This window comes from Streptomyces sp. NPDC002088, assembly GCF_040296605.1.
In the GTDB taxonomy this organism is placed as follows: Bacteria; Actinomycetota; Actinomycetes; order Streptomycetales; family Streptomycetaceae; genus Streptomyces.
The window spans coordinates 18,307-39,414 of the sequence record NZ_JBEOXO010000024.1; the positions used below are offsets into that span (position 1 = coordinate 18,307).

Consider the following 21,108-nt stretch of genomic DNA (forward strand, 5'->3'; position numbering starts at 1 on the left):
GAACGACACCAGTCTCAATTGATCACTGGGAAACAAGAAGGACATCCGGGTGATCAATAGCGGTGATGATCTGCGTGCTGTCCGGCGTCGCACCGGACGTGGCATTCGCCCTCCCCGTGCGGCGTCGATCACGCACGAGAGGATCCGCCGCATGTCCATACCGAGTCCCCGCCGCCCGAGACGGCGCCGGGCCGCAGGCCGGGTGCGGGTAACCGTCGCCGCCCTCGCCCTCGGCCTGAGTCTTCCCCTGACCGGCACCTCCATGGCGGCATCGGCCACCCCCGAGCCCGTTGCCACCACCGTGACCGGCTCCGCGGCCGACCGCAGCTGGTCCGTCACCGAGTCCGGCGACGGCTACCACCTCACCCTGGAACTGAACGACCCGCTGCCCGTACGCGACGCAGTCCCCGAGATCGCCGTCGACGGCGCCTCCCTCGGCTACGCCCGACAGACCGCCGACGGCCGCACCCTCACCCTGGTCACCACCGACCCGCGCGCGGCCCACCCGGACGACGTCCAGGTCGCCTGGAACGGCACCGCCGACACCACCACCTCGTCGCGGCATGCGCCCAAGGGCACCGGCCGCCCGGGCAAGCCCACCGCCGACGCGGCCGCACTCACCGCCGCCGCCACCGCGCAGGGCCCCTACACCGTGGCTCGCGCCGACTACGACTTCGGCGACACCGCCGTCACCCTCAGCGGCCTGAGCGATCGCAGCGTCGAACTCCGCGCCGCCGTCTGGATACCGACCGACGCCAAGGGCGAACGCCCCGTCGTGCTCTTCCTGCACGGCCGGCACTCCGCCTGCTGGAACGCGGACACCGCCAAGACCAACAACACCGCCTGGCCCTGCCCCGACGGCTACCAGCCGATCCCCAGCTACCTCGGCTACAACGACGCCGCCCAGACCCTCGCCTCCCAGGGCTACGCCGTCGTCTCCATCAGCGCGGACGGCATCAACTCCCAGGACGCCTCGTACACCGACGACGCCGGCACCCTCGCCCGCGGCCAGCTCGTCCTCGACCACCTCGACCTGCTCGCCCGCGCCGACAAAGGCATCGCGCCCGGCATGAGCCCCCTGCTGAAGGGCCGTCTGGACCTGTCCCACGTCGGCCTCATGGGCCACTCCCGCGGCGGCGAGGGCGTGGTGAAGGCGGCGCTGCTCAACGCCGGCCGCGCCCACCCGTACGGCATCGAGGCAGTGCTCCCGCTCGCCCCCATCGACTTCGGCCGCGAGACCCTGCCGGACGTGGCCATGACGGTCGTCCTGCCCTACTGCGACGGAGACGTCTCCAACCAGCAGGGCCAGCACTTCTTCGACGACACCCGCTACTCCGGTGCCGACGACGACGTGCTGCGTTCCTCGCTCATGGTGATGGGCGCCGACCACAACTTCTTCAACACCGAGTGGACGCCCGGCGCCGCCGTCGCCCCCGCGAGCGACGACTGGTCCGCCTCCACCGACGCGGTGTGCGGCAGCGGCTCGTCCACCACGACCCGACTGACGGCCGCCGAACAGTCGGAGGCCGGAACGGCCCTCATGTCCGGCTTCTTCCAACTCACCCTGGGCGGTCAGGACCGCTTCCTGCCCTTGTTCGACGGCAGCCAGGGCGCGTCGACGACGGTCGGCGCGGCCACCGTGCACACCGAGGTCCAGGCCCCCGGCCGCAGCCGCTCGGACATCGCGCCGCTGACCGGCCCGTCGCCCGACGTCACCGTCACCGGCGGCACCGGCACCTACTGCGCCGGCTTCACCGGCCGCCCCACCATCAGCGCCCTGGGTGCCTGCACCACCTCCACCTACACCTCCCGCTTTCCGTCCTGGACCCCTGCCAACTACGCGGGCAACGTGGAGGCGACCCCGCTGCTCCACTTCACCTGGCCGGACAGCGCGGAGACCCGCGCCGAGGCGGTCGTGGACGTGCCCAAGGGCTCGCGCGACGTCCGCCGGTACGACAGCCTCGCGTTCCGCGCCGCCGTCGACGAGACCGGGCCGGACACCGACCTGACCGTCCAGCTCACCGACGGCCGGGGCCGTACGGCCGCCGTGGCCGTCTCCTCGCTCAGCGACGCCCTGAAGGGCAACCCGTCCTCCGGCACCAGCACCCTGCTGCCCAAGACCTGGCTGCAGACGGTGAGTTGGCCGCTGCGTACGGCACGCGGCGTCGACCTGTCGGACATCCGCCGCATCACCCTGACCGCCCCGGCCACCGCGGGCGGTGTCTACCTCTCCGACGTGGCCTTCCAGACCGTCCGCGCGGGCAGTGGCGGACCGAGCGACCTGCCTCAGGTCTCGGTCGCCGGTGCCTCGGCCGCCGAGAACGCCGGCACCGTCCCGGTCACCGTCACCCTGTCCTCGGCCTCCCGCACCCCGGTCACCGTCAACCTCCAGTCCGTGGCCGGCACCGGAACCCAACTCGCCACCGCCGCGCAGAAGATCACCTTCCCGGCCCGCACCACGTCCCGCACGGTCCGACTGCCGGTCGTGGACGACACCGTCGTCCAGTCCACCGCGGACACCGTCTACAAGATCTACGTCTCGGTGCCCGTCGGCGCGGTGATCGGCCAGGACTACGCCCGCGTCACCGTCCACGACGACGAGTCCACCGCCTGACCCACCCTGAACGCGCCCACCGCACCGGGGCCCACGAAGGTCGCGGTGCGGCGGGTACGGCGACGGCGGCCCGGCCGAAAGACCTCGGACGGGCCGCCGTTCTTGCCGTCCGGCACGACACCAAGTCGCCTCGTGACGAGGGGAGTTGGGGCGGTTACTACGCTGCCCAGGTGACCGACCTCAAGCGGACGGGCGGCGAGTGGTTCGCCGTCCTGGCCGGCGGCATCAACCACTTCGTGCTGCCCGCCCTGCTGGAGGTGGCGGTGGAGGCGGCCGTGCTGCCCGTCGCGCACTGGCTGTACTCCTGCCCACGCCCGGAGCGGCGGAACACCCCGGTGTCCCTGGCGGGCCCGCTGTGCACCCCGGAGGACATCCTGGCCAGGGGCATCACCGCGGACCGGCTGCGGGTCGGGGACATCGTGGTCTTCCCGACGGCGGGCGCGTACGGCTGGGAGTTCGCCGTACGCGGCTTCCTGGGCCACCCGCCGGCGGTGCGGGCGACCGCTCAGCCGACCTCGGTGCGCACCTCGGGGGCCGGCGTCCCGGCCGGGGGTGTCTCCTCCCGACCCGAGTACCGCAGCAGCCACAGCCCGGGCAGCCCGGCCAGCGCGACCATCACCGCCGCGGTCCAGCCGATCCCGCCGTGCAGCAGCAGCGGTGCGGCAATGGCCGAGCCCACCGGGGAGGTGCCCTGCATCAGGGTGCGCAGCGCGGCGAAGGCCCGGCCGTGCATCTCTGACGGGATCCGGCGCATCCGCAGGGACTGCGCCCACACCGTCATCGGCGCGCTCAGCAGACCCACGCAGAAGTACCCGATCCCGACCACCACGGGCTGAGACACGGCCAGGACGGCGAGGAAACCCAGCGCCGCGCCCGCCTGGCACCAGCCAATCCGGCGCACCGACCCCCGGCCCGCGCGGGCCCCGGCCAGCGACGCCCCCACGAACTCGCCCGCCGCGAGCGACGCCATCAGCGCACCGAGCGCGGACGCCCCGCCCAGTTCGTTCTTGGCCAGCCACGGGCCACTGCTCGGTGAGCAGACGGACCGCCAGTTCGAAGCCGTCCGCGCAGCCCGGCACGCGCAGACCCGGCGTCGCCCGGACCAGCGGACCCAGCCGGGGGTCCGGGCCCAGCGCCTCGGTCACCGCGGCAGGGTCGGAGTCGAGATCGAGGAGGTCGCGGCAGCGCCGTACCGCGGCGGTGACGTCCCGCAGGTCCGACAGCCACAGCCGCACGGTCACCTGCTGGTGCTTCGCGTCCCGGTCCGACCCGGCGCCGGTGAAGTCGAGCTCCGCCCGGCCGCCGCCGCGCGGCAGCCGCAGGGTCCGGTGGAGCCGACGGTCCCCGACGTCCTCCACGCCGGGCAGCGCCATGTCCCGGAACCAAGAGAGCAGGGCGGCCGCCGCGAGCGGAGGGCGGTAGCGCAGCCGGAGCACCAGCGGCTCCGCCTGCGCCCCCTGTGCCCCGTCGGCCCCTGTCCCGGACGGCGCCGCGGCCTGTCCGCTCCCCCGCGTCTTCCCGGTGCGGCGCAGTTCCCGCGGCGAGCAGCCGAAGGCGGCGCGGAACCCGTCGTTGAACTGGCGGATGCTGGAGTACCCAGCGGCGAAGGCGACGTCCAGCAGCGGCAGCGAGCTGGACTCGATCAGCAGCCGCGCCACCTGGTTGCGGCGGTTCAGGGCCAGGGCGAGCGGGCCGACCCCGACCTCCGCGACGAGCTGACGGTGCAGATGGCGCTCGCTCACGGCGAGTTGTGCGGCGACGCCCGCCACGCCGATCTCGTCCACGGCGCCGCGCGCGATGAGCCGCAGCGCGCGGGCCACCAGGTCGCCGCGCACGTTCCACTCGGGTGAGGAGGGGTGAACCTCGGGACGGCAGCGGCGGCAGGCCCGGAAGCCGGCTGCCTCGGCCGCCGCGGCGATACGGAAGAAGCGCACGTTCTCCGGCTTCGGTGTGCGTGAGCCGCACACGGGGCGGCAGTAGATGCCCGTCGTGGTGACCGCCACGTAAAAGGTCCCGTCGAACCGGGAGTCTCTGCTGGCCATGGCTCGGTAGGAGGTCTCGAAATCCAGCACGCCGACATTTTTGCCTCACTTCCGCCGCCGCGTCTGGCGGGAATCGGACATGGTGATCCGGGGCCGGGCGCGTGCCATGGCCGCGGAGGACCTCAGCAATTGGAATGATCGTCCGATCGAACCCGCTCCAGGATGTCCCCTACCGTCGGCCGAACGGCCGCAGTGAGGACGTCCGATGACAATCCGTCAGGGGGGAGGCGGAGTGCGCTCCGGGAATTGGGTGGTCGATCTCGGCGAGGCTGAGGCGTTTTTCCGCCAGTACCACCAGGAAACCGGCCGCGGCGACCTGCTGTATCCCCGCCTTGCCGAGGTGCGCCGGCAGATGGACGAGACCGGAACGTACCGGCACACTCCCGAGGAACTCACCTTCGGCGCACGCGTGGCCTGGCGGAACTCCGCCCGCTGCATCGGCCGGCTCTACTGGCAGAGCCTCCAGGTGCGCGACCGCAGAGACGTCACGGACGCCGCCGAGGTGGCCGCCGAGTGCGTCGCCCATCTGCGGGCCGCCACCAACGGCGGCCGGATCCGGCCGGTCATCACGATCTTCGGCCCGGACGACGCCGCCGGTCCGCCCGTACTGATCTGGAACGAACAGCTCGTCCGGTACGCCGGCCACCTCAGGTTCGAGGGCGGCTACACCGGAGACCCGCGTGGCTTCGGCCTCGCCGAACTCGCCACCCGCCTGGGCTGACCGCCTCCCGGCACATCGTTCGACGTGTTCCCCCTCGTCATCGAGACCGGGGAGCAGGGCCTGCGCATGTTCGAGATCCCCGACGAGGACCGTCCTCGAAGTCCCGATCGTCCACCCCGCCCTCGGCTGGTTCGCCGACCTCGGCCTGCGCTGGTACGCGGTGCCCGCCATCTCCCACATGCGGCTGCGCATCGGCGGTCTCTCCTACCCGGCAGCGCCCTTCAATGGAACCTCATGCGGGACGAAGAGGTTCAAATTTGGACTCCCAAGTACCGTGCGGTGCACTGGGCATGCGCACGCCACCATGCCTCGATACCGTCCACATGCTGGGAATGAGCCGCTCCGGCCGTCCGTCGCACCGAGCGAGGACTACGCTGCTGTGCAGACGTCCCAGACCCCGGCGGCATGTCGTTGCTGAGCACGGATCGCCGCGGGGAGCGGGCCCTTCGCCCGTCGCCCGGCGCATCCCTGGAGGGAACCGGGTGGGTCCGCAGTTCTGCCGCGCAGGCCGGCCAGTCGGCCGTTGCCCGACCTCCGCCGAATGTACTCCGCTGCCGGAAGTGGGGCGACGGTGCCGGGAGCCCGGCGCCACCGCGTCCGCTGCCGGACGGGCTTCCGAAGCGAGGCGTCATGACCCTTCCGCCGCTCACCATCTACCGTCACGACCGAAAGAATCGGGCACTGATCACGCTGGCCGGTGAGATCGACCTGGAGACGGTGCCCCTGGTGCGCGCATCGCTGGAACGGTGTTTGCGCGACGGCATCCGCACCATCGACGTCGACCTCACCCCCGTCACCTTCTGCGACTGCAGCGGCCTCAACGCCTTCCTCAACGCCTCACAGCGCATCACCGCAGCCGGGGGGACACTGCGACTGCACCATCCGCCGCCGACGCTGGTCCTCATGCTCGACGTCGCCGGATGCGAATTCCTGCTCCTGGGCCTTCCGTTCGGGCATCTGCCGCCTCCTCCCGAGAAGGCCCCGGCCACGACCGCCCCCGTCCCGCCGCATCGGCCTGTTCCGCCTGTGCCTGCCCTCGCGGGCGGTGCGGTGTGATGGCTCGGCCGCATCAGGGACGGTCACGGCAGCCCCGCACAGACGAGAAGCCCCGCGTGAACTCCAGCGTGAACTCCAGCGTGGATACCGGCGCGGACGCGGTGCGGTTGCGCCGGGTGAACCGATGGCTCGTGGAGGACATCCGTGAGGATCTCGGGAATCTGTACGAGGAGTCCTGCGCGACGGGATCCGGTAAGGCATACCGCAGTCCCAGCCGCCAGGACTTCCTGAACCATCTGGCGGGCGACATCCGCCGGCCGGGGTTCGCCATGGTGATCGCGGAGACGGACAGTCTGATGGGGTGCGCCTTCGGGTTCCCCCTACTCAGCGACGGCCGCTGGTGGCTCGGTTTCGACGGTGCGCTACCACGCAGCATTGAGCGGATCACCAAGTCCAGCAGTGTCTTCGCGATCAGCGACACCCTGGTCCGCCCGTACCCGCAGGACCAGAAGCTGGCCCACCGTCTGCAGGAGAGGCTGCTCACCGACCACCAGGCCACTCTCGGCGCCACCTTGGTGGATCAGGCCGATCGCCCGACTCTCGACTCGCTCCGCTCCTCGGGATGGCTGGACGTCGGAGAGGTTCGGAGGCCGACAAGCCCCACCACGTTCCGTGCGCTGGTTCTCCCCCTCGGGGAGCGGACGGCGGCAAGGCTGGAGGATCTTGTGCACGAAGCCTGGATACGGTGGCCCGGGTGAGGTCCGACAGCCGGTCGGCCCGGATCCAGGTACTGGTCGCCGAGCAGGCGGCCCGACGGGGTGCCCGGGTCGGCGTGGTGGATGTGTGCACCGCTGCCGTGGCCGCACTGCCGGTCGGCGGGGCCGGACTTTCCGCGATGTCCAGATCCGCGGCGAGCCATCCGTTGTGCAGCACCGACGATGTCAGCGAGCAGTTGGAGGAACTCCAGCTCACCTTGGGCGAGGGGCCTTGCGTGGATGCCTTCATGCAGGGCTCGGCCATACTGACGCCCGATCTGCTCACCGCTGAAGTGCAGAATCGCTGGGCCGTGTTCGCCGACGCGGCCCTGGAAGCCGGGGCACGCGCCGTCTTCGCCTTCCCTCTGCAAATGGGGGCGATCAGCCCTGGAGTTCTGGACCTGTACTCCCAAGTCCCGGGCCGGTTGAACGCGGGCGAGCTGGCCGACGCGCTGGCTTTCGCCGACACCGCCACTCTGGTCCTGCTCGACTCCCGAATCGACGGAGAAGAGGACCTGGCCGGCGGATGCTCGACGGACGGTCGCTACGAGGACCTGGGCGCGTACCGGGCGGAGATCGACCAGGCGACGGGCATGCTCACGGCCCAGCTCGGAGTCAGTGCCGAAGAAGCCTTCGTCCGGCTGCGCGCCTACGCCTACGCGAGAGGACGCCGCCTCGCCGCGGTGGCCGCCGACGTGGTCGCCCACCGGCTCACGTTCCCCCCGGGCGCGGACACGGATCAGACCCACGATGAAGCCTGACACCTTTGCCGGGCCAAGAAGCCGAACAAGCCGAACCAGGAAACCGGACAAAGAAGTGAGTTGCGCTTCCCGTCCCTTCACCCGGGCCGGGATCAGTCTCAACGGAGGGTGTGCACGATGAATCAGCGACTCCTGGCCAAGACCTTCGTCGAGCTGGCGGACAACCTGGTCGCCGACTTCGACCTGATCGATTTCCTGCGCCTTCTGACCGACCGCTGTGTGGGCATGCTCGGCGCGAGTGCCGCAGGCGTGCTGCTCGCGGACCGCGACGGCGAACTCCGCGTCATGGCCGCCTCCGACGAACAGGTGCGCCTGCTGGAGCTCTTCCAGCTGCAGAACGACGAAGGGCCCTGCCTGGACTGCTTCCGCACCGGCGCACCGGTCATCGTCGCCAACCTGAGCGGGGAGTCCGACCGCTGGCCACGCTTTGTCGCGACGGCCCACCGCAGCGGGTTCGGGGCGGTCCAAGCCCTGCCGATGCGTCTACGGGACGAGGTCGTCGGGGCCCTGAACCTCTTCCATGCCACCCCAGGCCCCTTCGAGCCGGACTCCACGCCGCTCGCCCAGGCCCTGGCCGACGTCGCCACCATCAGCCTGCTGCAACAACGCACCGCGCAGCGCAGCACCGTCCTCAACGAGCAATTGCAGAGCGCGCTGAACAGCCGCGTCCTGATCGAACAGGCCAAGGGGAAACTCGCCGAACGCCGGGGCATCGACATGGAACAAGCCTTCACCACACTGCGCGGTTACGCCCGTGCTCACAACCGGCGCCTGTCCGACCTGGCCCGCGCGTTCATCGACGACTCCGAAGCCCTGCCCGGCCTGAGGTCCTGACCGATGTCTCGGCCGGTCAGCAGCAGCTCCCCGGCTGTGGTTCACGGGCTGCGGTCCAGGAGCTGCGATTCACAGACTCTGCTTCCCGGACCGGACGGCCGCCGCCGATGGTGTTCGGCGACGGCCGTGGTCGCGACGACGCGAGGCCCCCCGGCCATCGTGTCATCGCGCACTGTCCTCCGCGGCGACGGGGTGGCGGGAGCACCCCGAGTGGAAAACGCCAGGAGGACGGAAGCTGGAGCCGCGTTCTCCGGCGATGCGGCTCCGGCCGGCCTCGATTGCGACTCGGGGGCTGGGAGCCTGAGTGGGGGACTTGCCGGTCGCGTCGATTCCTGACACGAACGCAGTCCCGCCTGCCTTGCTCTGACCGTAGAGCAGATGCACGACGAGCGGAACAGGGCATGACGTACGCGTTCTGGCCTCGATGCCGTTTCGGAACGGACCTGGCGGCAGCGGCCGGCCACCGTTCGCAGGCGGCGCCGGCGGACACCTTGTCGGTCACCCGCGGCGCTCGCGATCCCGCCGGTCCTCACGGTTCCAGCGCGCTCGGTGCTGTCGGCTGTAGCGGCGATCCCAGCGGTCCTGACGCTCCCGGCGGTCCCGGTAGTCCTGGTACTCACCGAAGTCGGACCCCCCGCCGCGGCCTCGGCCCCCGCGGCCGTAACGGGCGGCTCCGAAGACCAACACAGCTGCGGCGACCCACCACATGGGATGGAGGAAACCGAAGCCGAACAAGACCACGATCAGGACGAGAAGCAGAACGAACACAGCGGGCCTCCCCGTGAGCGGAACACAGCATCGGTACCGGGGACTGGGGCCTCACCCCACAGCGTAGTCCTGCCCGAGGACTACCGATAGGTCCTACCCGAAGGCTGCCGACAGTGACCGCCGGACACCTTCACCGAAACCTCCTTCACCTCAGCGGCCCCAGACCCGCCCCAAGAACTCCCCTGTGCCGAAGTCCCGTTGACGCGGGAGGATGCCGGGCGTTGACTGACAGCACGGCGTAGGGCCATGCCACTCCGGATCGTTCGGGCGAGGCGTTCCCCCTTCCCGCTCCGCCCGGCCCCCGCGGAACCAGGAGATTCCCGCGATCCGGAGGTCCGGCGATGTCACGGATTCCTCTCCTTCCGCTGATCCGTTCCGACGGCGGCCACAGGTAATCAAAAGCGAGGCACGCCTTCAGACGGTGACCACGAAAGCCCCGGGTGGTGCCGTAGTCGTGCGGACACCACCCGGCAGGCATCTACGCGGAATTCTCTAGGAGGAATTGGGGAATGGCAGCCGTGTTCATCGTGGTGATCACCGTCCTGATCGTCCTCGCGACGACAGCCGTACTCGTGGGACGCGGACCGGTCCGGGACGGCGGTCGGGGACCCGGCGAGCACTGAAGCCGCACGGCTCCCTCCGGAACGATCACCGATGCGCGTCCGGCCGACACCATGCACAGGCAAGCGGCACACGATGATGTACGACCAGACGCGCGCCCGGCAGACCCCGGACCAGCGACCCGCTTCCGCTGGACGCCGCACCCCGGACCCAAAGCCGCTGCGAAGGGGCCGGCCGGGGGAACGTCCGAGCCGTGCGGACCGCAGTATCGTTGGTTATGGGTTGGTTCACTCTCACGTGAACCGCCCGGAAGGGCGGCTCCGGCGTGTTTGCGCCGGAGCCGTTGGCACGTGCCTCGTGAGGGTGCCGCGCCCGGAAGGGAGGGGGCATGATCCAGGCAGCCGATATCCGTGAGTGGCGCGACCATGATGTGGTGGACGCGAAGGGGCGCAAGATCGGCGTGCTCGAAGCGATCTATGTGGACACCACCACCGACGAACCGGCCGTGGCCACCGTGCGGGCCGGGCTGCCGACCCGCCACCGCCAGGTTTTTGTCTCCCTCGACGAGGCAGTCCTCGGGCCGGGCTATCTCAAGGTCTCCTACGCCAAGAGCCGACGTGGCCATCGCCTACGTCCGATGGTCCCGACGCGCCGGCCGTCGCTCCATCCGAGGCCGCCATCGGCCGCGTGCCGATTCCGGCGGCAGCCATGTGACGGACATACAGTCGTCCCGATCGTCCCAGGCCGGGCGTGGGTGAGCCGACGGTCTTGACGCTGCCTGGCGACAGGGCGTGCTCCGGCCTTCCCGGCCCACCTCAGCGTCTTTCGCCGCGGGGTCCTTTGCCGCGACTGGACGCGCTCGATCGGCCCCGGTGTCGATGAGGATCTGTCCGGCCGCCAGACGGACGAGGTCTGAAGCGACCCGGGCGGACCCGCGCGGTGCATGATGGCGCGGCGCGTGATGGGCGGCGTTCGGAACCGGTGCCTCGCCGGGGTCCATCCGACGTGCCGCGGGAGTAGCGTGGAGGCATCGAGAGTATTTCGCACACCAGCCGCCATGCCGGTGTCGTTCTCGGCGAGTGACAACACCGGGCCGCCGCCCCAAGCAGCGGCCGGGAGACAGGTGCGCGCGATGTCCGCGACCACCGACCGACCCCCGCTGCGGATCGTGCCCTTCAGGGCTCCGACCGCTCGCCTCGCGCTGAAAACCGTGAGCACGTCCCGAGGACCCCTCGACGGTGCCTGGTGGCCCCGCTCCCGGGATCTGACACACGAACTCTCCGCTCTGGCCGACGTACTGGACCCCCTGTCCGGACGGATCACCCGGATCGCCGTCAACCCGACGTACTGGCCTACCATCCCGAGCCGAGTGCCCGTCAACGGTCACGTGGTGAAAGTCGGTTGGTTCACTACAGAGCTGGACCCCCACAAGATCCTGCTGCTGTCCCACACCACGGGCAGCTGGAACCTGCTGGTGATACCACCGGAGACCAGCGCCCCGGCAGCCGCCCGCTTGATGGCCGGCGCGAGCGACAGCGCCCGCCCTCCGACGACCGCGAGCGCGCTCATGGCAGCGGAACACGCCCTCCACGGCAGTTCCCATGCTGACCGGGACCAGGATTCCGAGGACACCTGGGAGGACTGGGATGCCGCCTCCTCCTACCGGGCGGCTGCCGCCCGGCCGTACCGCCTGATCACGGCGAAGTAAGCGTCATGGTCACCGCCGTGGCCTTCAGCGCCCTACTGATCCTGACCGTCGCGGCCACCCTGGTGATCACCCGGCTCAACGCAAGCACGCGGAAAGCAACGGTCCCCACTCTTACGACACCACCTACCTGGAGAAACAACCCAGGCAAGCCGTCGCCGAACCCGCGTCGTCGGCCGCCCCCGAGGCCGGAGGCCGCCGGAACCACTCCCCACTCCCCAGGGGCTCCCGCACACGGACGGCCACGCGGCCCCACTCCGCCGGCTTCCTTCACACACCGGCTTCCGCGCTGGTGCCGTTCTCGCCGATCCATTGCAACGGACGCTGAAAGACCCGCCATCATGGCAACACTGCACGAGCGGAAGAACTACCGCCAAGCGATCATGAAAATGCTGTACGAGGCCACGGAAGGCAATCGCCTCCTCGGCGTCACCGGGGCGAGGCTGCGTGACGATCTCCAGGTCCCTGAGCAGGATCTGGCCGCGGCCTGCGCATATCTGGTGGGCGAAGAGCTGATCACCGTCGACTGGGCGCAGGGAAACACACCCGCGATGGTGATGTTGACGCATCAGGGGATCCGGCTCATGGAGGCCGAGGAGGAGGAACGCGACTGACGCGACCCTGGAGCCGGTGCGGCGAGGCGACTGCCCCCAGCAACAGGGACGGGGCTACGAGGGCCGTGGCCGCCAGCCGGGTACGTACCAACACCATCCCGTCTCCTCATGGCGTGAGATGCCGACCAGAATTGTCGGGCAGGTCACGATGACCATGGGGGATCGCGGAGCCGGCTCTACCGGCAGCGTGTTCGCGGCAGCGGGTCTACGGGCCGTCGGCTCGGTCCATGGTGGTGCGGCTGTCGGCTCACTCCAGGACGGCAAGGTAGTCGGCTGCGCCCCCGCGCCATTCGATCAGGAAGAGGGTCGCGTCGTCGCTGGTGCGGCCGCCCCGTTGCTGCTTCAGGGCGTGGGAGAGCGAGCGCACCACCGCTCGTACTCCCTTCTCCCCGTGTTCGATGCGGTTGACCCAGTGGATGAGCTGTTCCTCGCCGAACTGTTCTTCGCCGGCCTCGTGCTCCTCGATCAGGCCGTCGGTGAAGCACAGCACTCGGTCACCGCGTTGGAGCATCTGCTGGCTGATCTGGGGCTCTTCACCGCCGAAGCCGACCGGCAAGGTGGTCGGGCCTCCCAGCTGCCGGACGACCCGGTGGTCGCGGATCAGCAGTGGTGCGGGGTGGCCGGCGTTGACCCACTGCAGGTGACCCGTTGCGATGTTCAGACGCATCATCTGCGCGGTGACGAAGTGGTCGGGCCCGAACTGCTCGGCGATCGCCCGATCCATGAACGCGTAGATCTCGGACAGGCCGATGTCGGCACGTCTGGCGTGCCGGTAGGCCCCGACGGCGACGGTCGCCATCGTGGCGGCGTCCAGGCCGTGGCCCATCGCGTCGACCATGGCCACGTGCAGGATGTCCTCGTTGAGGGCGTAGTCGAAGCTGTCGCCTGCGACGTTGTAGGCGGGCTCCAGGATTCCGGCCACCGCGACCTGCGGGATGGACATCGCCAGCGGCGGCAGCAGGGACCACTGGATCTCCGCGGCCACGCTCATCGGTTCGCGGCGCCGGGCAAGGAAGAACTGGTCCGTGTAGCTGTGCTTGGTGACCAGCATGTCAGCAACCAGGCCGGCGAGCCTGCGCAGCAGCCGCCGGTCGTCGTCATCGACGGTGTCCAGGGTGAGGGCCATCACGCCCACCTGGTCGCTGCCGTCCAGCAACGGCAGGTACATCCGGACGCCGTCGGACTGCGGCACCTCGGCGACGGTCGCGTACAGGAAGGCCGTGCCGGCGGGAGAGTCACCGATCGGCTCGGGCTCGCCGACCATCAGCCGCCGACCCGGCAGCGGCACCAGCACCAGCTGGCCGTAGTCCTGCAGCAGGATCGAGACGTCGCGGCCACCGACCCTGGCCACCTCTTCCGCGATCAGCGGGGCGATCAGCTGCGGCGGCATCTCGTGTGCCCGGTCCAGCAGCACCCCCAGCAGCCGCTCACCGAACCCTTCCGACCGGTCCACCATGCCCTTGTCGGGCGGCCGCTCACCTTCCGCCACAGCCGAACCCCCGCACCGGCGACTTCAAAGCCTCGACCACCGTGTCCCTGCTCATCTCGTGCCGCGGATCCAGCGACCGCCCCGACGTCCTCGGGTCCATCCGACAGTCACGGCGGATGCGCTTGACCCGCTCACGTGATCTGTACACACGAGCTCCTGACACGACCGTGATCAACCCGCACAGAGTGACGCGGCCGGCCAACCCAAAGAGCCCATTACGCCACATGCGGCATGTCACGCGCGGTCAGAACAGATTGCTCTCCATGTCGTTGTGACGCCTGGCAGGGTGTGCTCGCCTACAGTGGGGAGCAGCGGCGCCCGGTGGCAGACCGATCCGCGTAGGTACGGCGGAAGCCGTCTGCCCTGACCTGCACGAATGCCAAACAGGCGGGTGTGGATCCCGCCCGAACCTCATTCGGGACGAAGAGGTCGTGGGTTCAAATCCGCCGCCCGACCGCGCAGGACCATGACGCTCACGGGCTGATCACGCACGAGGCGGGCTGCATTCGGTGCGGCCGGAATCCGACGCTACAGTTCCGTCACATACATCAGCCAAGGAAGCTCAGCCGCACCTGACGGTTGGCATTATCCGCATTCGTATCCACCAACCTTCGTTAAGGCAACCCATAGTTCAGCTGACCACAGCGGCACAACCGCTGGCGGCAGAGACCTGCCACGAAGTCCTGTCCCGGCATCGCAGTGATCACCATGCCTGTGTAACGGCCGTCCCCCGATCCGTCCCACAAGAGCCCGGGCAGGTCGGCAACCCGCAGAAGGCCAACACTGCTGCCGCCTTTCGCACGTCACCGCGGCGAACACCGACGAGCAGAACGCCTTCTGCGGCGAGGCGCTGGACCACTTCGCCCGGAGTTCGATTGGCGTGCCTCCCCTGGCCTGCCTCGTGGATACCGTGGTGACCATGGGCAAGCAGCGGAATAACACACAGCTCGACGACCTGGTCGCACAAGCCACCGTGGATGCCTACGCCGAAGAGGAGCAGCTCGCTGGGTTGTTCACCATGATCGCAGAGCATCTCGCCGTCCCGTTCGAGACGGTCGTTCTCGGGGTTGAGGTGACGGTCAGGAAGGTGGACCTCGTTCCCGGCGGCCAGATCGTAGCGGTCTGCGCGCGCGGCAGGCATCGGCAGACGATCGGCATTCTCGATCTTCCGTTGCCCACCCCGGCCCGTGAGGGAGCCGAGTGGATCGAGGCATACCGGCACTGGGGCCCGTAAGGCCTCTGTGGGGCAGTGGCCTCCTGGTGATGCGGACCTGTAGCCGTGGTCGGCGAGCCGGCCCCGGGCCCGGCCCAACCGTCGTTCCTCCGCGGTTCGGCGAGCCGGCGGACACAAGGCCGGGGCGCGGACGGGTCCCCGCGCCCCGGCGTTCCGGGTCAGGCGCCCGGAGCCAGACGGCCGGAACGGATGGCCGCGACGACACCGCCGTCCACCAGTAGGTCATTGCCGGTGATGAAGGTGGCGCCGGGGCCGAGCAGGAAGGCGGCGGCCTCGGCGATGTCGTCAGGAGTGCCCAGACGACCGGTTCCCGACGCGGAGATCATGGCGCGCATCATCTGGCCGCTGTCCCCGTCGAGTTCCTGCTGTCCCATGGGAGTGGCGATCACGCCGGGGCTGATGGAATTGATCCGGGCTCCCCGCTCGCCCCAGGAGGCGCTGGCGGCCTGGACACGCAGCCGGTTGCCGTACTTGGCCAACCCATAGGCGCCCCGTCCCACGACATCCGGATCGGTGAAGGGCAGGTCCAGCAGATCGTCGGCGGGCGTGTGTGCGAGAGCCTGCTCCTGCTCTGCGCTCAGGGGGGCGGGCAGCATGTGACCGGCCATACTCGAGATCACCAGGCCGGCTCCGCCGGGCGCGATGACCCGCCCGAACTCCTCCAGGACCAACGCCGTGCCGAGCAGGTCCACCTTCAGGACAGCGGGGGCGGGGGCCTGAACGGGAGAGAGGCCCGCGGTGTGCACGACCTGGGCGACGGGCCCGAGCTGCGCCGCCGTGTCCGCGAGAGCGGCGACCGAAGAACGTGAGGAGACGTCGACCGTCTGCGTGACGATGTCGTGCCCCTGCCCGCGCAGGAGATCCGCGACGGAGGCGAGAGTCTCCTCGTTGAAGTCGGCAAGCAGCACCTTGTTGCCCATGCCCTGGCGCCGGGCGATGGCCTGTCCCATTCCGCCCACACCGATGACGACGACCACGTTCGTGCCCACAGGCACCCCTCCCATTAACTTTACGATACGTTTCGTAATTGAAGTCTACCTCTCGTAGGATGGGCCGCTATGGATGAGGTGCGGCGGCCTGGACGGCCCCGGGACGCAGGCAGGGACGAGGCCATCCTCGACGCAGCCCGGGAAGTCCTCCTGCGCGACGGCTATGCCGGTCTGTCGATGGAGAAGGTCGCTGCCGAGGCCCGGGTCGGCAAACCCACGGTCTACCGGCGCTGGTCCTCCAAAGCGGCCCTCGTCGGCGACGCCGTGCTGCACAGCTTTCTCGCTGCCGTGCCCGGCATCCGCCCGCCCGGCCAGCACATCGCCGACGGCGCCGCCCAGCAGCTGACCGCCTGGTTCCGGGCCTACGCCACATCGGTCCGCGACCCGCACCATGCGGCCATGATCCTCGCTTTGACCGCTGCTGCCGCCGAGAGCCCCCACGACGCCGAAAGCCTCTACCGGCACCACACCCGCACGCAGCACGAGACCGTCGTGAGCTGCCTGCGCGCGGGAGTGACGAGCGGCGAATTCCGCGCCGACGCCGACCTCGAAGCGGTCGCTGACGCTCTCATCGGCTCTGTCCTCTACCAGCTCCTCACCCGCACAAGCAACGCCTCACCCCGACGAACCGAGCACCTGCTCGATGTTCTGCTGGCCGGACTGCGCACCGCTGATCACTGACTGAAGCATGATGTCGTCATGGTGGGGCAGGCCAGAGCCCAGTGCCAGTACAGAGTTGGCCGCCCCGTGCGGGCCGTTTTGAGGACCGGCCCGCACGGGGCGGGAAGGGTGTGCTCAGCTGCGGTAAGCAGTGATCACGGCGCCTTCTTCAGGGTGAAGTCGCCGATGGTCGTCTCTCCCTTCTCGATCTTCACCTTCGCGGTTGCGGGCTGGTAGCCGTCCTTGGTCACGGTCACGGTGAGCGGGGCGTCCCGGGCGTCCAGCCACAGGGCGAAGGTGCCGTCCTCGGCGGTCGTCAAGGTGTGGCTCGACGTCTTGGCGTCGAGTCGGACGGTGGCCCCGGCGAGCGGAGCGGTGCCGCCCGCGCCGTCGGCGCCGAGGACCGTACCGGCGTACTTGCCCCAGTGCTTCGGCGGGTTGACGTGCATCGTCACCGGGATGGCAGGAACCCGGTACGGGGTGTCGGTGCGTACGCTCAGCTTCGCGGTGTACGCGCCGGGCTGGGTGATCTCGGCGACCGTGGCGTCCAGGGAGACCTCCACGGTGGTGCTGGCCCCCGGGGCGAGGGTCGCCTGCCGGGTGTCGAAGCCGAGCCAGGTCACATCCGCGCTGCCATCAACCTGGTCGTACCCGGGCAGCACCTCGACGGTGGCGACCGACGGGGACCCAATGGCGTTACTGCTCTTGCCGCCGACGGTGTAGAAGCCGGGGGCTCCTCCGCCGCGGTAGACCGGTGCGCCGGCGTTGGGCAGGGCGGTCCAGGTGCCGGCCTGCGGGTCGAAGGCGAAGCCCTGGTTGGTGATGCCGCCGGGGGTCCTGCCGCCGATGGTGAGCAGCAGCCCGTTCGCTGCGGTGGAGGCCGAACCCCAGAGGGTGGTCGGTAGATCGGCGATCGGCGACCAGCTGTCGGACTCGGGATCATATGCGTAGCCGTGCTGTGTGGAGCCGCTGTCAGCCGTACCGCCGGCGCAGTAGAGCATGCCGTTGATCGCACCGCAGGCGGTCCAGGAGATGGGCTCGGGATACGGGGCCATCTCCGACCAGCTGTCGGTGGACGGGTCGTAGGCGTAAACGTCGGTGGTGTTGCAGGAGGAGGCGGTGCAGCCGCCGACGACGTACAGCTGGTCGTCCAGGACCGCGCTGCCGGAGGCCGCGTAGGGCTTGGGTGAAGGGGCTCCGGTGGTCCAGGTGTCGGACGACGGGTCGTAGATCTCCAGCTTGGCGTCGGGCGAGCCGTCGGCACCCCAGCCGCCGACGGCGTAGAGCTTGCCGTCGATGAAGCCTTCGGCCGGTGCCTCACGGGTGTCGGCCGCCGAGGCCAGCTTCGACCAGGAGCCCGAGTCGGGGTCGTAGGCGTACAGGTCGCTGGTGTCGGCGCTGCCGGTCCAGCCGAAGGCGGAGTAGAGCTTGCCTCCGCCCGCGGCGACCGCGTTGCTCGAGACGGCCACCGGCAGGTCCGCCACCGGTTTCCAGGCGTCACCGGCGGCTGCGGGCGCCACCGCTGACCGCGCTGGCTCGGTACCGGACTTGTCGGCCTGCTCCTGCAAGGGCGAGTAGTCGCCCGGTACCAGTTGGAGCGGTGCGCCCTGGGCGGCCTGCGTCTGGAAGCCGCCGGACTGCTCGCGGAGGGTGAAGGTGGCGGGGGCTCCTCCGGTGTTCTTCACGGTCAGCTTCTGGGTGCCGGTGCCGTCCCAGGGCAGCGTCTTGTCGACGGTTGCCGGGGTGATGGTGAGCTGTCCGGCCTCGAGGGCTTGGCCGGCCTCGGTGATGCTGTCCGCGGCCACTCGCACGCTCTTGTCCCCGGAGGCGTACCTGCGCTTGGCCACCGTGAAGGAGTGACTGCCGACGGTGTCGGAGAACAGCCAGTAGAAGCCGTCGGCGAGCTTCGGGTCGTCCGGGGTTGCGGCGGTCACGGCCGACTGCGCGGTGGCGTCGGCGTTGGTGACGGTTGCTCCGACGACGCCGTCACCGGTGTTGGCGTCGGTGACGGTGCCCGCCACCAGGCCGCCGGTCACCGGGACGTAGGGCCGGTTCCCGACGAAGATGTTGTCCAGTTCCCACCAGTAGCCCCAGGTGGCGACGAAGCGGAACCGCAGCTGGACGGCCTTGGCACCGGCATAGTCGGTGAGCGGGATCTCCACATGGCCGCCCAGGGGGGTGTTCCACGTCCGCACGGTGGTCCAGGTGGCACCGCCGTCGGTGGTGATGTCGACGGCGGCACTCTGGCCGTTGTAACTGACGTAGTTCGTGTCGAACGAGATCCGGGGCCTGGTGTAGTCGCTGAAGTCGTAGACCGGGCTGAGCAGTGAGCTGTCCTGGTGCTCGCCGGCACCGATGTGGTCGCTGTCGACTATGGCGAAGCCCCCGCTGCCGCCGGTGCGGTTGTAGCGGTGTCCGGGGTCGGAGAACTCCCAGCCGCCGGCGGTGTTGTCGGCGTTGACGACGCTCCAGCCGGCCGGCGGGGCGGTCGTGGAGTCGAACGGCTCCGTGGAACCGGTGATCTGCAGCTTGTAGCCCGCAGCGGTGGCCGCCTCGGCGTCCACCGGGACGGCGATGTCGACGGTCTTGGCCGAGGTGCCGACGGTGACGTTCCTGGTCACCGTCTGGTAGCCGGGGTACCGGGCGGCGACCTTCAGCGTGTAGTCATGGTCCTCGGGGAGCTGGAGCTCGTAGGTTCCGGTGTAGGGGTCGGTGAAGACCGGTGCGCCGGGCACGCCGTCGACGGTGACCGTGGCGTACAACGGCCAGCCGTGGCCGGAGCCGTCGGTGACCTTGCCGGTGACGGTCTGGCCGGCCGCCGCGTCCAGCGCGAAGCTCTCGGTGACCGATCCGCCGTCGGTGACGTCCACTGCGGTGGTCGTCCTGCTGCGGTAGCCGTAGGCGGCGGCGGTCAGGTCGTAGCTGCCGGGCGGCAGCGTGAGGGAGTAGTGGCCGTCGGCGTCCGTCGTGGCCTGGTAGTCGCCGGCGGTGATGGTGGCCCTGGCCAGCGGAGCCCCGGCGGTGCCCGTGACGGTGCCGCTCACCTTGCCGTGCGGGTAGCTGCGGAAGGCCGCGGTGCCGTTGGGGGTGCCGAGGCCTGTCGGACCGTCGTAGCCGAGCCTGGCGGTGCACAGATAGCTGGTGGTGCATGTGCCGTTGGCGCCGCTGGTCACGTCGTTGAGGGCGGACGGCTTGAAATACGGGTAGGAGTTGGGGTAGCTGTCCTTGGCGGGAGCGCCGGCGGCCGCGTATGCACCGGCGATGATCGGGGCGGAGGCGCTGGTGCCGCCCATCACCCCCCAGCCGCTGCTGCCGTAGGTCTGGTAGACCGCCACACCGGTGAGCGGGTCGGCGACCGCCGCCACGTCCGCCACCGATCGCATGTCACAGCCGGTGTCGCTCTGGAAGGCGGGCTTGGGCTCGTACGCCGAGCAGCCCGACCCGGTACCGCCGTAGCCGTTGTGCCACACCGACTCCGACCAGCCGCGGGTGGTGTCGTCTTTCTTCAGCGCGGTGCCGCCGGCAGCGGTCACATACTGCGAGGCGGCCGGATAGGTGACGCCGTAACCGAAGTCGCCCGAGGAGGCGACCATCGCGACGCCCGGGTGGTTGTAGTGGGCGTCGAACTCGGCGGTCTCGGCGGGGTCCTCACCGCTGCCGGGCGTGCTATCGTACTCGCTCCCGTAGGAGTTGGAAACGTACTGGGCTCCCTGGGCAACGGCCTGGTCGACCGCGGTGAAGATGTCCTCGAAAGTGTTGCTGTCGGCCTCGACCAGCAGGATATGGGCACCGGGCGCGGCCGCGGAGACCATGTCCAGGTCGAGCGAGGCCTCACCGGCCCAGCCCGCGTGAGGCTCGGGATAGTCGGAGCCTCCCCGCTGGTCGATCTTACGGAAGCAGCCGTTGGCAGTGGTGCACTCCGGCAGACCGTACTGGGCACGGTAGACAGCCAGGTCGGACTCGGCCGTCGGGTCGTCGTAGGCAACCACGACGGCCACCGTCCGGCCCTCGCCCCCGTCGCTCGGCAGGTTGTACGCACTTTGCAGATCCGCCGCGCCGTAGCCGCTGGGCGTCACGGTGGCCGGCAGGACCCCCTGTCTTCCGCCGACGTCGTTGCGCCGCAACGCGAGACACCCGACCTTGCCGGGCTGGGGCGTAGTGCACACCTGCTCGACGGACGGCTTGTTCCCCCGTGACGACGTGCCGGCCGGCTCCGCTCTCGCGATCGAGGCGAGGGGCAGCCCCGCACTCACCACCGCCATCACAGCAGAGACGACAACGGCCAGGCGTCTGGGCGTGCGCCCGGTGCCTGGTCTGAACGGCCTTGATATTCGCAACGTGTGGCTCCTGTGCGGTTACGCGCTG

17 protein-coding genes and 1 pseudogene are annotated in these 21,108 nt (G+C 69.9%); 13 read left to right on the forward strand and 5 right to left on the reverse strand.

Annotated elements, in window-relative coordinates:
- Positions 1 to 151 precede the first annotated feature (151 nt).
- Both ABT114_RS37515 and ABT114_RS37520 read left to right on the forward strand, forming a co-directional pair.
- Positions 152 to 2,614 carry a hypothetical protein gene (locus ABT114_RS37515; RefSeq protein ID WP_351147892.1) on the forward strand — a complete coding sequence of 821 codons (2,463 nt, stop codon included), beginning with the start codon at positions 152 to 154 and terminating at the stop codon, positions 2,612 to 2,614.
- The gene (locus ABT114_RS37520; RefSeq protein WP_351148201.1) at positions 2,611 to 3,450 is read left to right on the forward strand and encodes a type III PLP-dependent enzyme domain-containing protein; all 840 of its coding nucleotides are present in this window, start codon (positions 2,611 to 2,613) and stop codon (positions 3,448 to 3,450) included. Before ABT114_RS37515 ends, ABT114_RS37520 begins: the two co-directional genes overlap by 4 nt.
- A gap of 285 nt (positions 3,451 to 3,735) precedes the next feature.
- Here ABT114_RS37520 and ABT114_RS37525 read toward each other — a convergent pair.
- Positions 3,736 to 4,656: pseudogene (locus ABT114_RS37525) on the reverse strand (bifunctional transcriptional activator/DNA repair enzyme AdaA); the annotation flags it as partial.
- A 232-nt stretch (positions 4,657 to 4,888) separates the two neighbouring features.
- Between ABT114_RS37525 and ABT114_RS37530 the strand changes: the two are divergent.
- From ABT114_RS37530 to ABT114_RS37555, 6 genes are all read left to right on the forward strand, one after another.
- A complete protein-coding gene (locus tag ABT114_RS37530; protein WP_351147895.1) occupies positions 4,889 to 5,377 on the forward strand; it encodes a nitric oxide synthase oxygenase in 489 nt (162 codons plus the stop codon).
- Positions 5,337 to 5,795 (forward strand): nitric oxide synthase oxygenase, encoded by a 459-nt coding sequence (locus ABT114_RS37535; protein ID WP_351147898.1) that lies wholly within the window; start codon positions 5,337 to 5,339, stop codon positions 5,793 to 5,795. Before ABT114_RS37530 ends, ABT114_RS37535 begins: the two co-directional genes overlap by 41 nt.
- Positions 5,796 to 6,007: 212 nt before the next feature.
- The gene (locus tag ABT114_RS37540) at positions 6,008 to 6,433 is read left to right on the forward strand and encodes an STAS domain-containing protein (protein WP_351147901.1); all 426 of its coding nucleotides are present in this window, start codon (positions 6,008 to 6,010) and stop codon (positions 6,431 to 6,433) included.
- 56 nt (positions 6,434 to 6,489) lie between these two features.
- Positions 6,490 to 7,131, forward strand: a complete 642-nt coding sequence (locus tag ABT114_RS37545) for a hypothetical protein (protein ID WP_351147903.1) — start codon at positions 6,490 to 6,492, stop codon at positions 7,129 to 7,131.
- The gene (locus ABT114_RS37550) at positions 7,128 to 7,889 is read left to right on the forward strand and encodes a GAF and ANTAR domain-containing protein (RefSeq protein WP_351147906.1); all 762 of its coding nucleotides are present in this window, start codon (positions 7,128 to 7,130) and stop codon (positions 7,887 to 7,889) included. The genes ABT114_RS37545 and ABT114_RS37550 overlap by 4 nt, the downstream gene beginning before the upstream one ends.
- A gap of 117 nt (positions 7,890 to 8,006) precedes the next feature.
- On the forward strand, positions 8,007 to 8,723 hold the full coding sequence (locus tag ABT114_RS37555; RefSeq protein ID WP_351147909.1) for a GAF and ANTAR domain-containing protein: 717 nt from the start codon (positions 8,007 to 8,009) through the stop codon (positions 8,721 to 8,723).
- A gap of 498 nt (positions 8,724 to 9,221) precedes the next feature.
- Here the strand turns inward: ABT114_RS37555 and ABT114_RS37560 are convergent, their stop codons facing one another.
- Positions 9,222 to 9,491, reverse strand: a complete 270-nt coding sequence (locus tag ABT114_RS37560; RefSeq protein WP_351147911.1) for a hypothetical protein — start codon at positions 9,489 to 9,491, stop codon at positions 9,222 to 9,224.
- A 949-nt stretch (positions 9,492 to 10,440) separates the two neighbouring features.
- On the opposite strand from ABT114_RS37560, the gene ABT114_RS37565 reads away from it, so the two are divergent.
- From ABT114_RS37565 to ABT114_RS37575, 3 genes are all read left to right on the forward strand, one after another.
- Positions 10,441 to 10,824 carry a PRC-barrel domain-containing protein gene (locus tag ABT114_RS37565; protein WP_351147914.1) on the forward strand — a complete coding sequence of 128 codons (384 nt, stop codon included), beginning with the start codon at positions 10,441 to 10,443 and terminating at the stop codon, positions 10,822 to 10,824.
- Between the two features lie 360 nt (positions 10,825 to 11,184).
- Positions 11,185 to 11,760: a DUF5994 family protein gene (locus ABT114_RS37570; RefSeq protein ID WP_351147917.1), complete on the forward strand. Its 576-nt coding sequence runs from the start codon at positions 11,185 to 11,187 to the stop codon at positions 11,758 to 11,760.
- Positions 11,761 to 12,098: 338 nt separating this feature from the next.
- Entirely contained in the window at positions 12,099 to 12,371 is a 273-nt protein-coding gene (locus tag ABT114_RS37575) for a hypothetical protein (RefSeq protein WP_351147920.1), read from the forward strand.
- A gap of 247 nt (positions 12,372 to 12,618) precedes the next feature.
- Here the strand turns inward: ABT114_RS37575 and ABT114_RS37580 are convergent, their stop codons facing one another.
- Positions 12,619 to 13,860, reverse strand: coding sequence for a PP2C family protein-serine/threonine phosphatase (locus ABT114_RS37580; RefSeq protein WP_351147923.1), 1,242 nt, complete (start codon positions 13,858 to 13,860; stop codon positions 12,619 to 12,621).
- 919 nt (positions 13,861 to 14,779) lie between these two features.
- Here ABT114_RS37580 and ABT114_RS37585 point away from each other — a divergent pair.
- Positions 14,780 to 15,094 (forward strand): hypothetical protein, encoded by a 315-nt coding sequence (locus ABT114_RS37585; protein WP_351147925.1) that lies wholly within the window; start codon positions 14,780 to 14,782, stop codon positions 15,092 to 15,094.
- A gap of 158 nt (positions 15,095 to 15,252) precedes the next feature.
- Here ABT114_RS37585 and ABT114_RS37590 read toward each other — a convergent pair whose 3' ends face one another.
- Positions 15,253 to 16,083, reverse strand: a complete 831-nt coding sequence (locus tag ABT114_RS37590; RefSeq protein WP_351147928.1) for an SDR family oxidoreductase — start codon at positions 16,081 to 16,083, stop codon at positions 15,253 to 15,255.
- 69 nt (positions 16,084 to 16,152) lie between these two features.
- On the opposite strand from ABT114_RS37590, the gene ABT114_RS37595 reads away from it, so the two are divergent.
- Complete coding sequence (locus ABT114_RS37595) at positions 16,153 to 16,764, forward strand: TetR/AcrR family transcriptional regulator (protein WP_351147931.1); 612 nt, start codon at positions 16,153 to 16,155, stop codon at positions 16,762 to 16,764.
- Between the two features lie 134 nt (positions 16,765 to 16,898).
- Here the strand turns inward: ABT114_RS37595 and ABT114_RS37600 are convergent, their stop codons facing one another.
- A complete protein-coding gene (locus ABT114_RS37600; protein ID WP_351147934.1) occupies positions 16,899 to 21,005 on the reverse strand; it encodes a carboxypeptidase regulatory-like domain-containing protein in 4,107 nt (1,368 codons plus the stop codon).
- Positions 21,006 to 21,108 lie beyond the last annotated feature (103 nt).

What these genes read in the sequence shown, in the direction of transcription:
- ABT114_RS37565 (WP_351147914.1), top strand. Translation starts at nt 10,441, where the DNA reads ATGATCCAGGCAGCCGATATCCGTGAGTGGCGCGACCATGATGTGGTG.
- ABT114_RS37555 (WP_351147909.1), top strand. Translation starts at nt 8,007, where the DNA reads ATGAATCAGCGACTCCTGGCCAAGACCTTCGTCGAGCTGGCGGACAAC.
- ABT114_RS37600 (WP_351147934.1), bottom strand. Translation starts at nt 21,005, where the DNA reads ATGGCGGTGGTGAGTGCGGGGCTGCCCCTCGCCTCGATCGCGAGAGCG.
- ABT114_RS37595 (WP_351147931.1), top strand. Translation starts at nt 16,153, where the DNA reads ATGGATGAGGTGCGGCGGCCTGGACGGCCCCGGGACGCAGGCAGGGAC.
- ABT114_RS37575 (WP_351147920.1), top strand. Translation starts at nt 12,099, where the DNA reads ATGGCAACACTGCACGAGCGGAAGAACTACCGCCAAGCGATCATGAAA.
- ABT114_RS37515 (WP_351147892.1), top strand. Translation starts at nt 152, where the DNA reads ATGTCCATACCGAGTCCCCGCCGCCCGAGACGGCGCCGGGCCGCAGGC.
- ABT114_RS37540 (WP_351147901.1), top strand. Translation starts at nt 6,008, where the DNA reads ATGACCCTTCCGCCGCTCACCATCTACCGTCACGACCGAAAGAATCGG.
- ABT114_RS37570 (WP_351147917.1), top strand. Translation starts at nt 11,185, where the DNA reads ATGTCCGCGACCACCGACCGACCCCCGCTGCGGATCGTGCCCTTCAGG.
- ABT114_RS37585 (WP_351147925.1), top strand. Translation starts at nt 14,780, where the DNA reads ATGGGCAAGCAGCGGAATAACACACAGCTCGACGACCTGGTCGCACAA.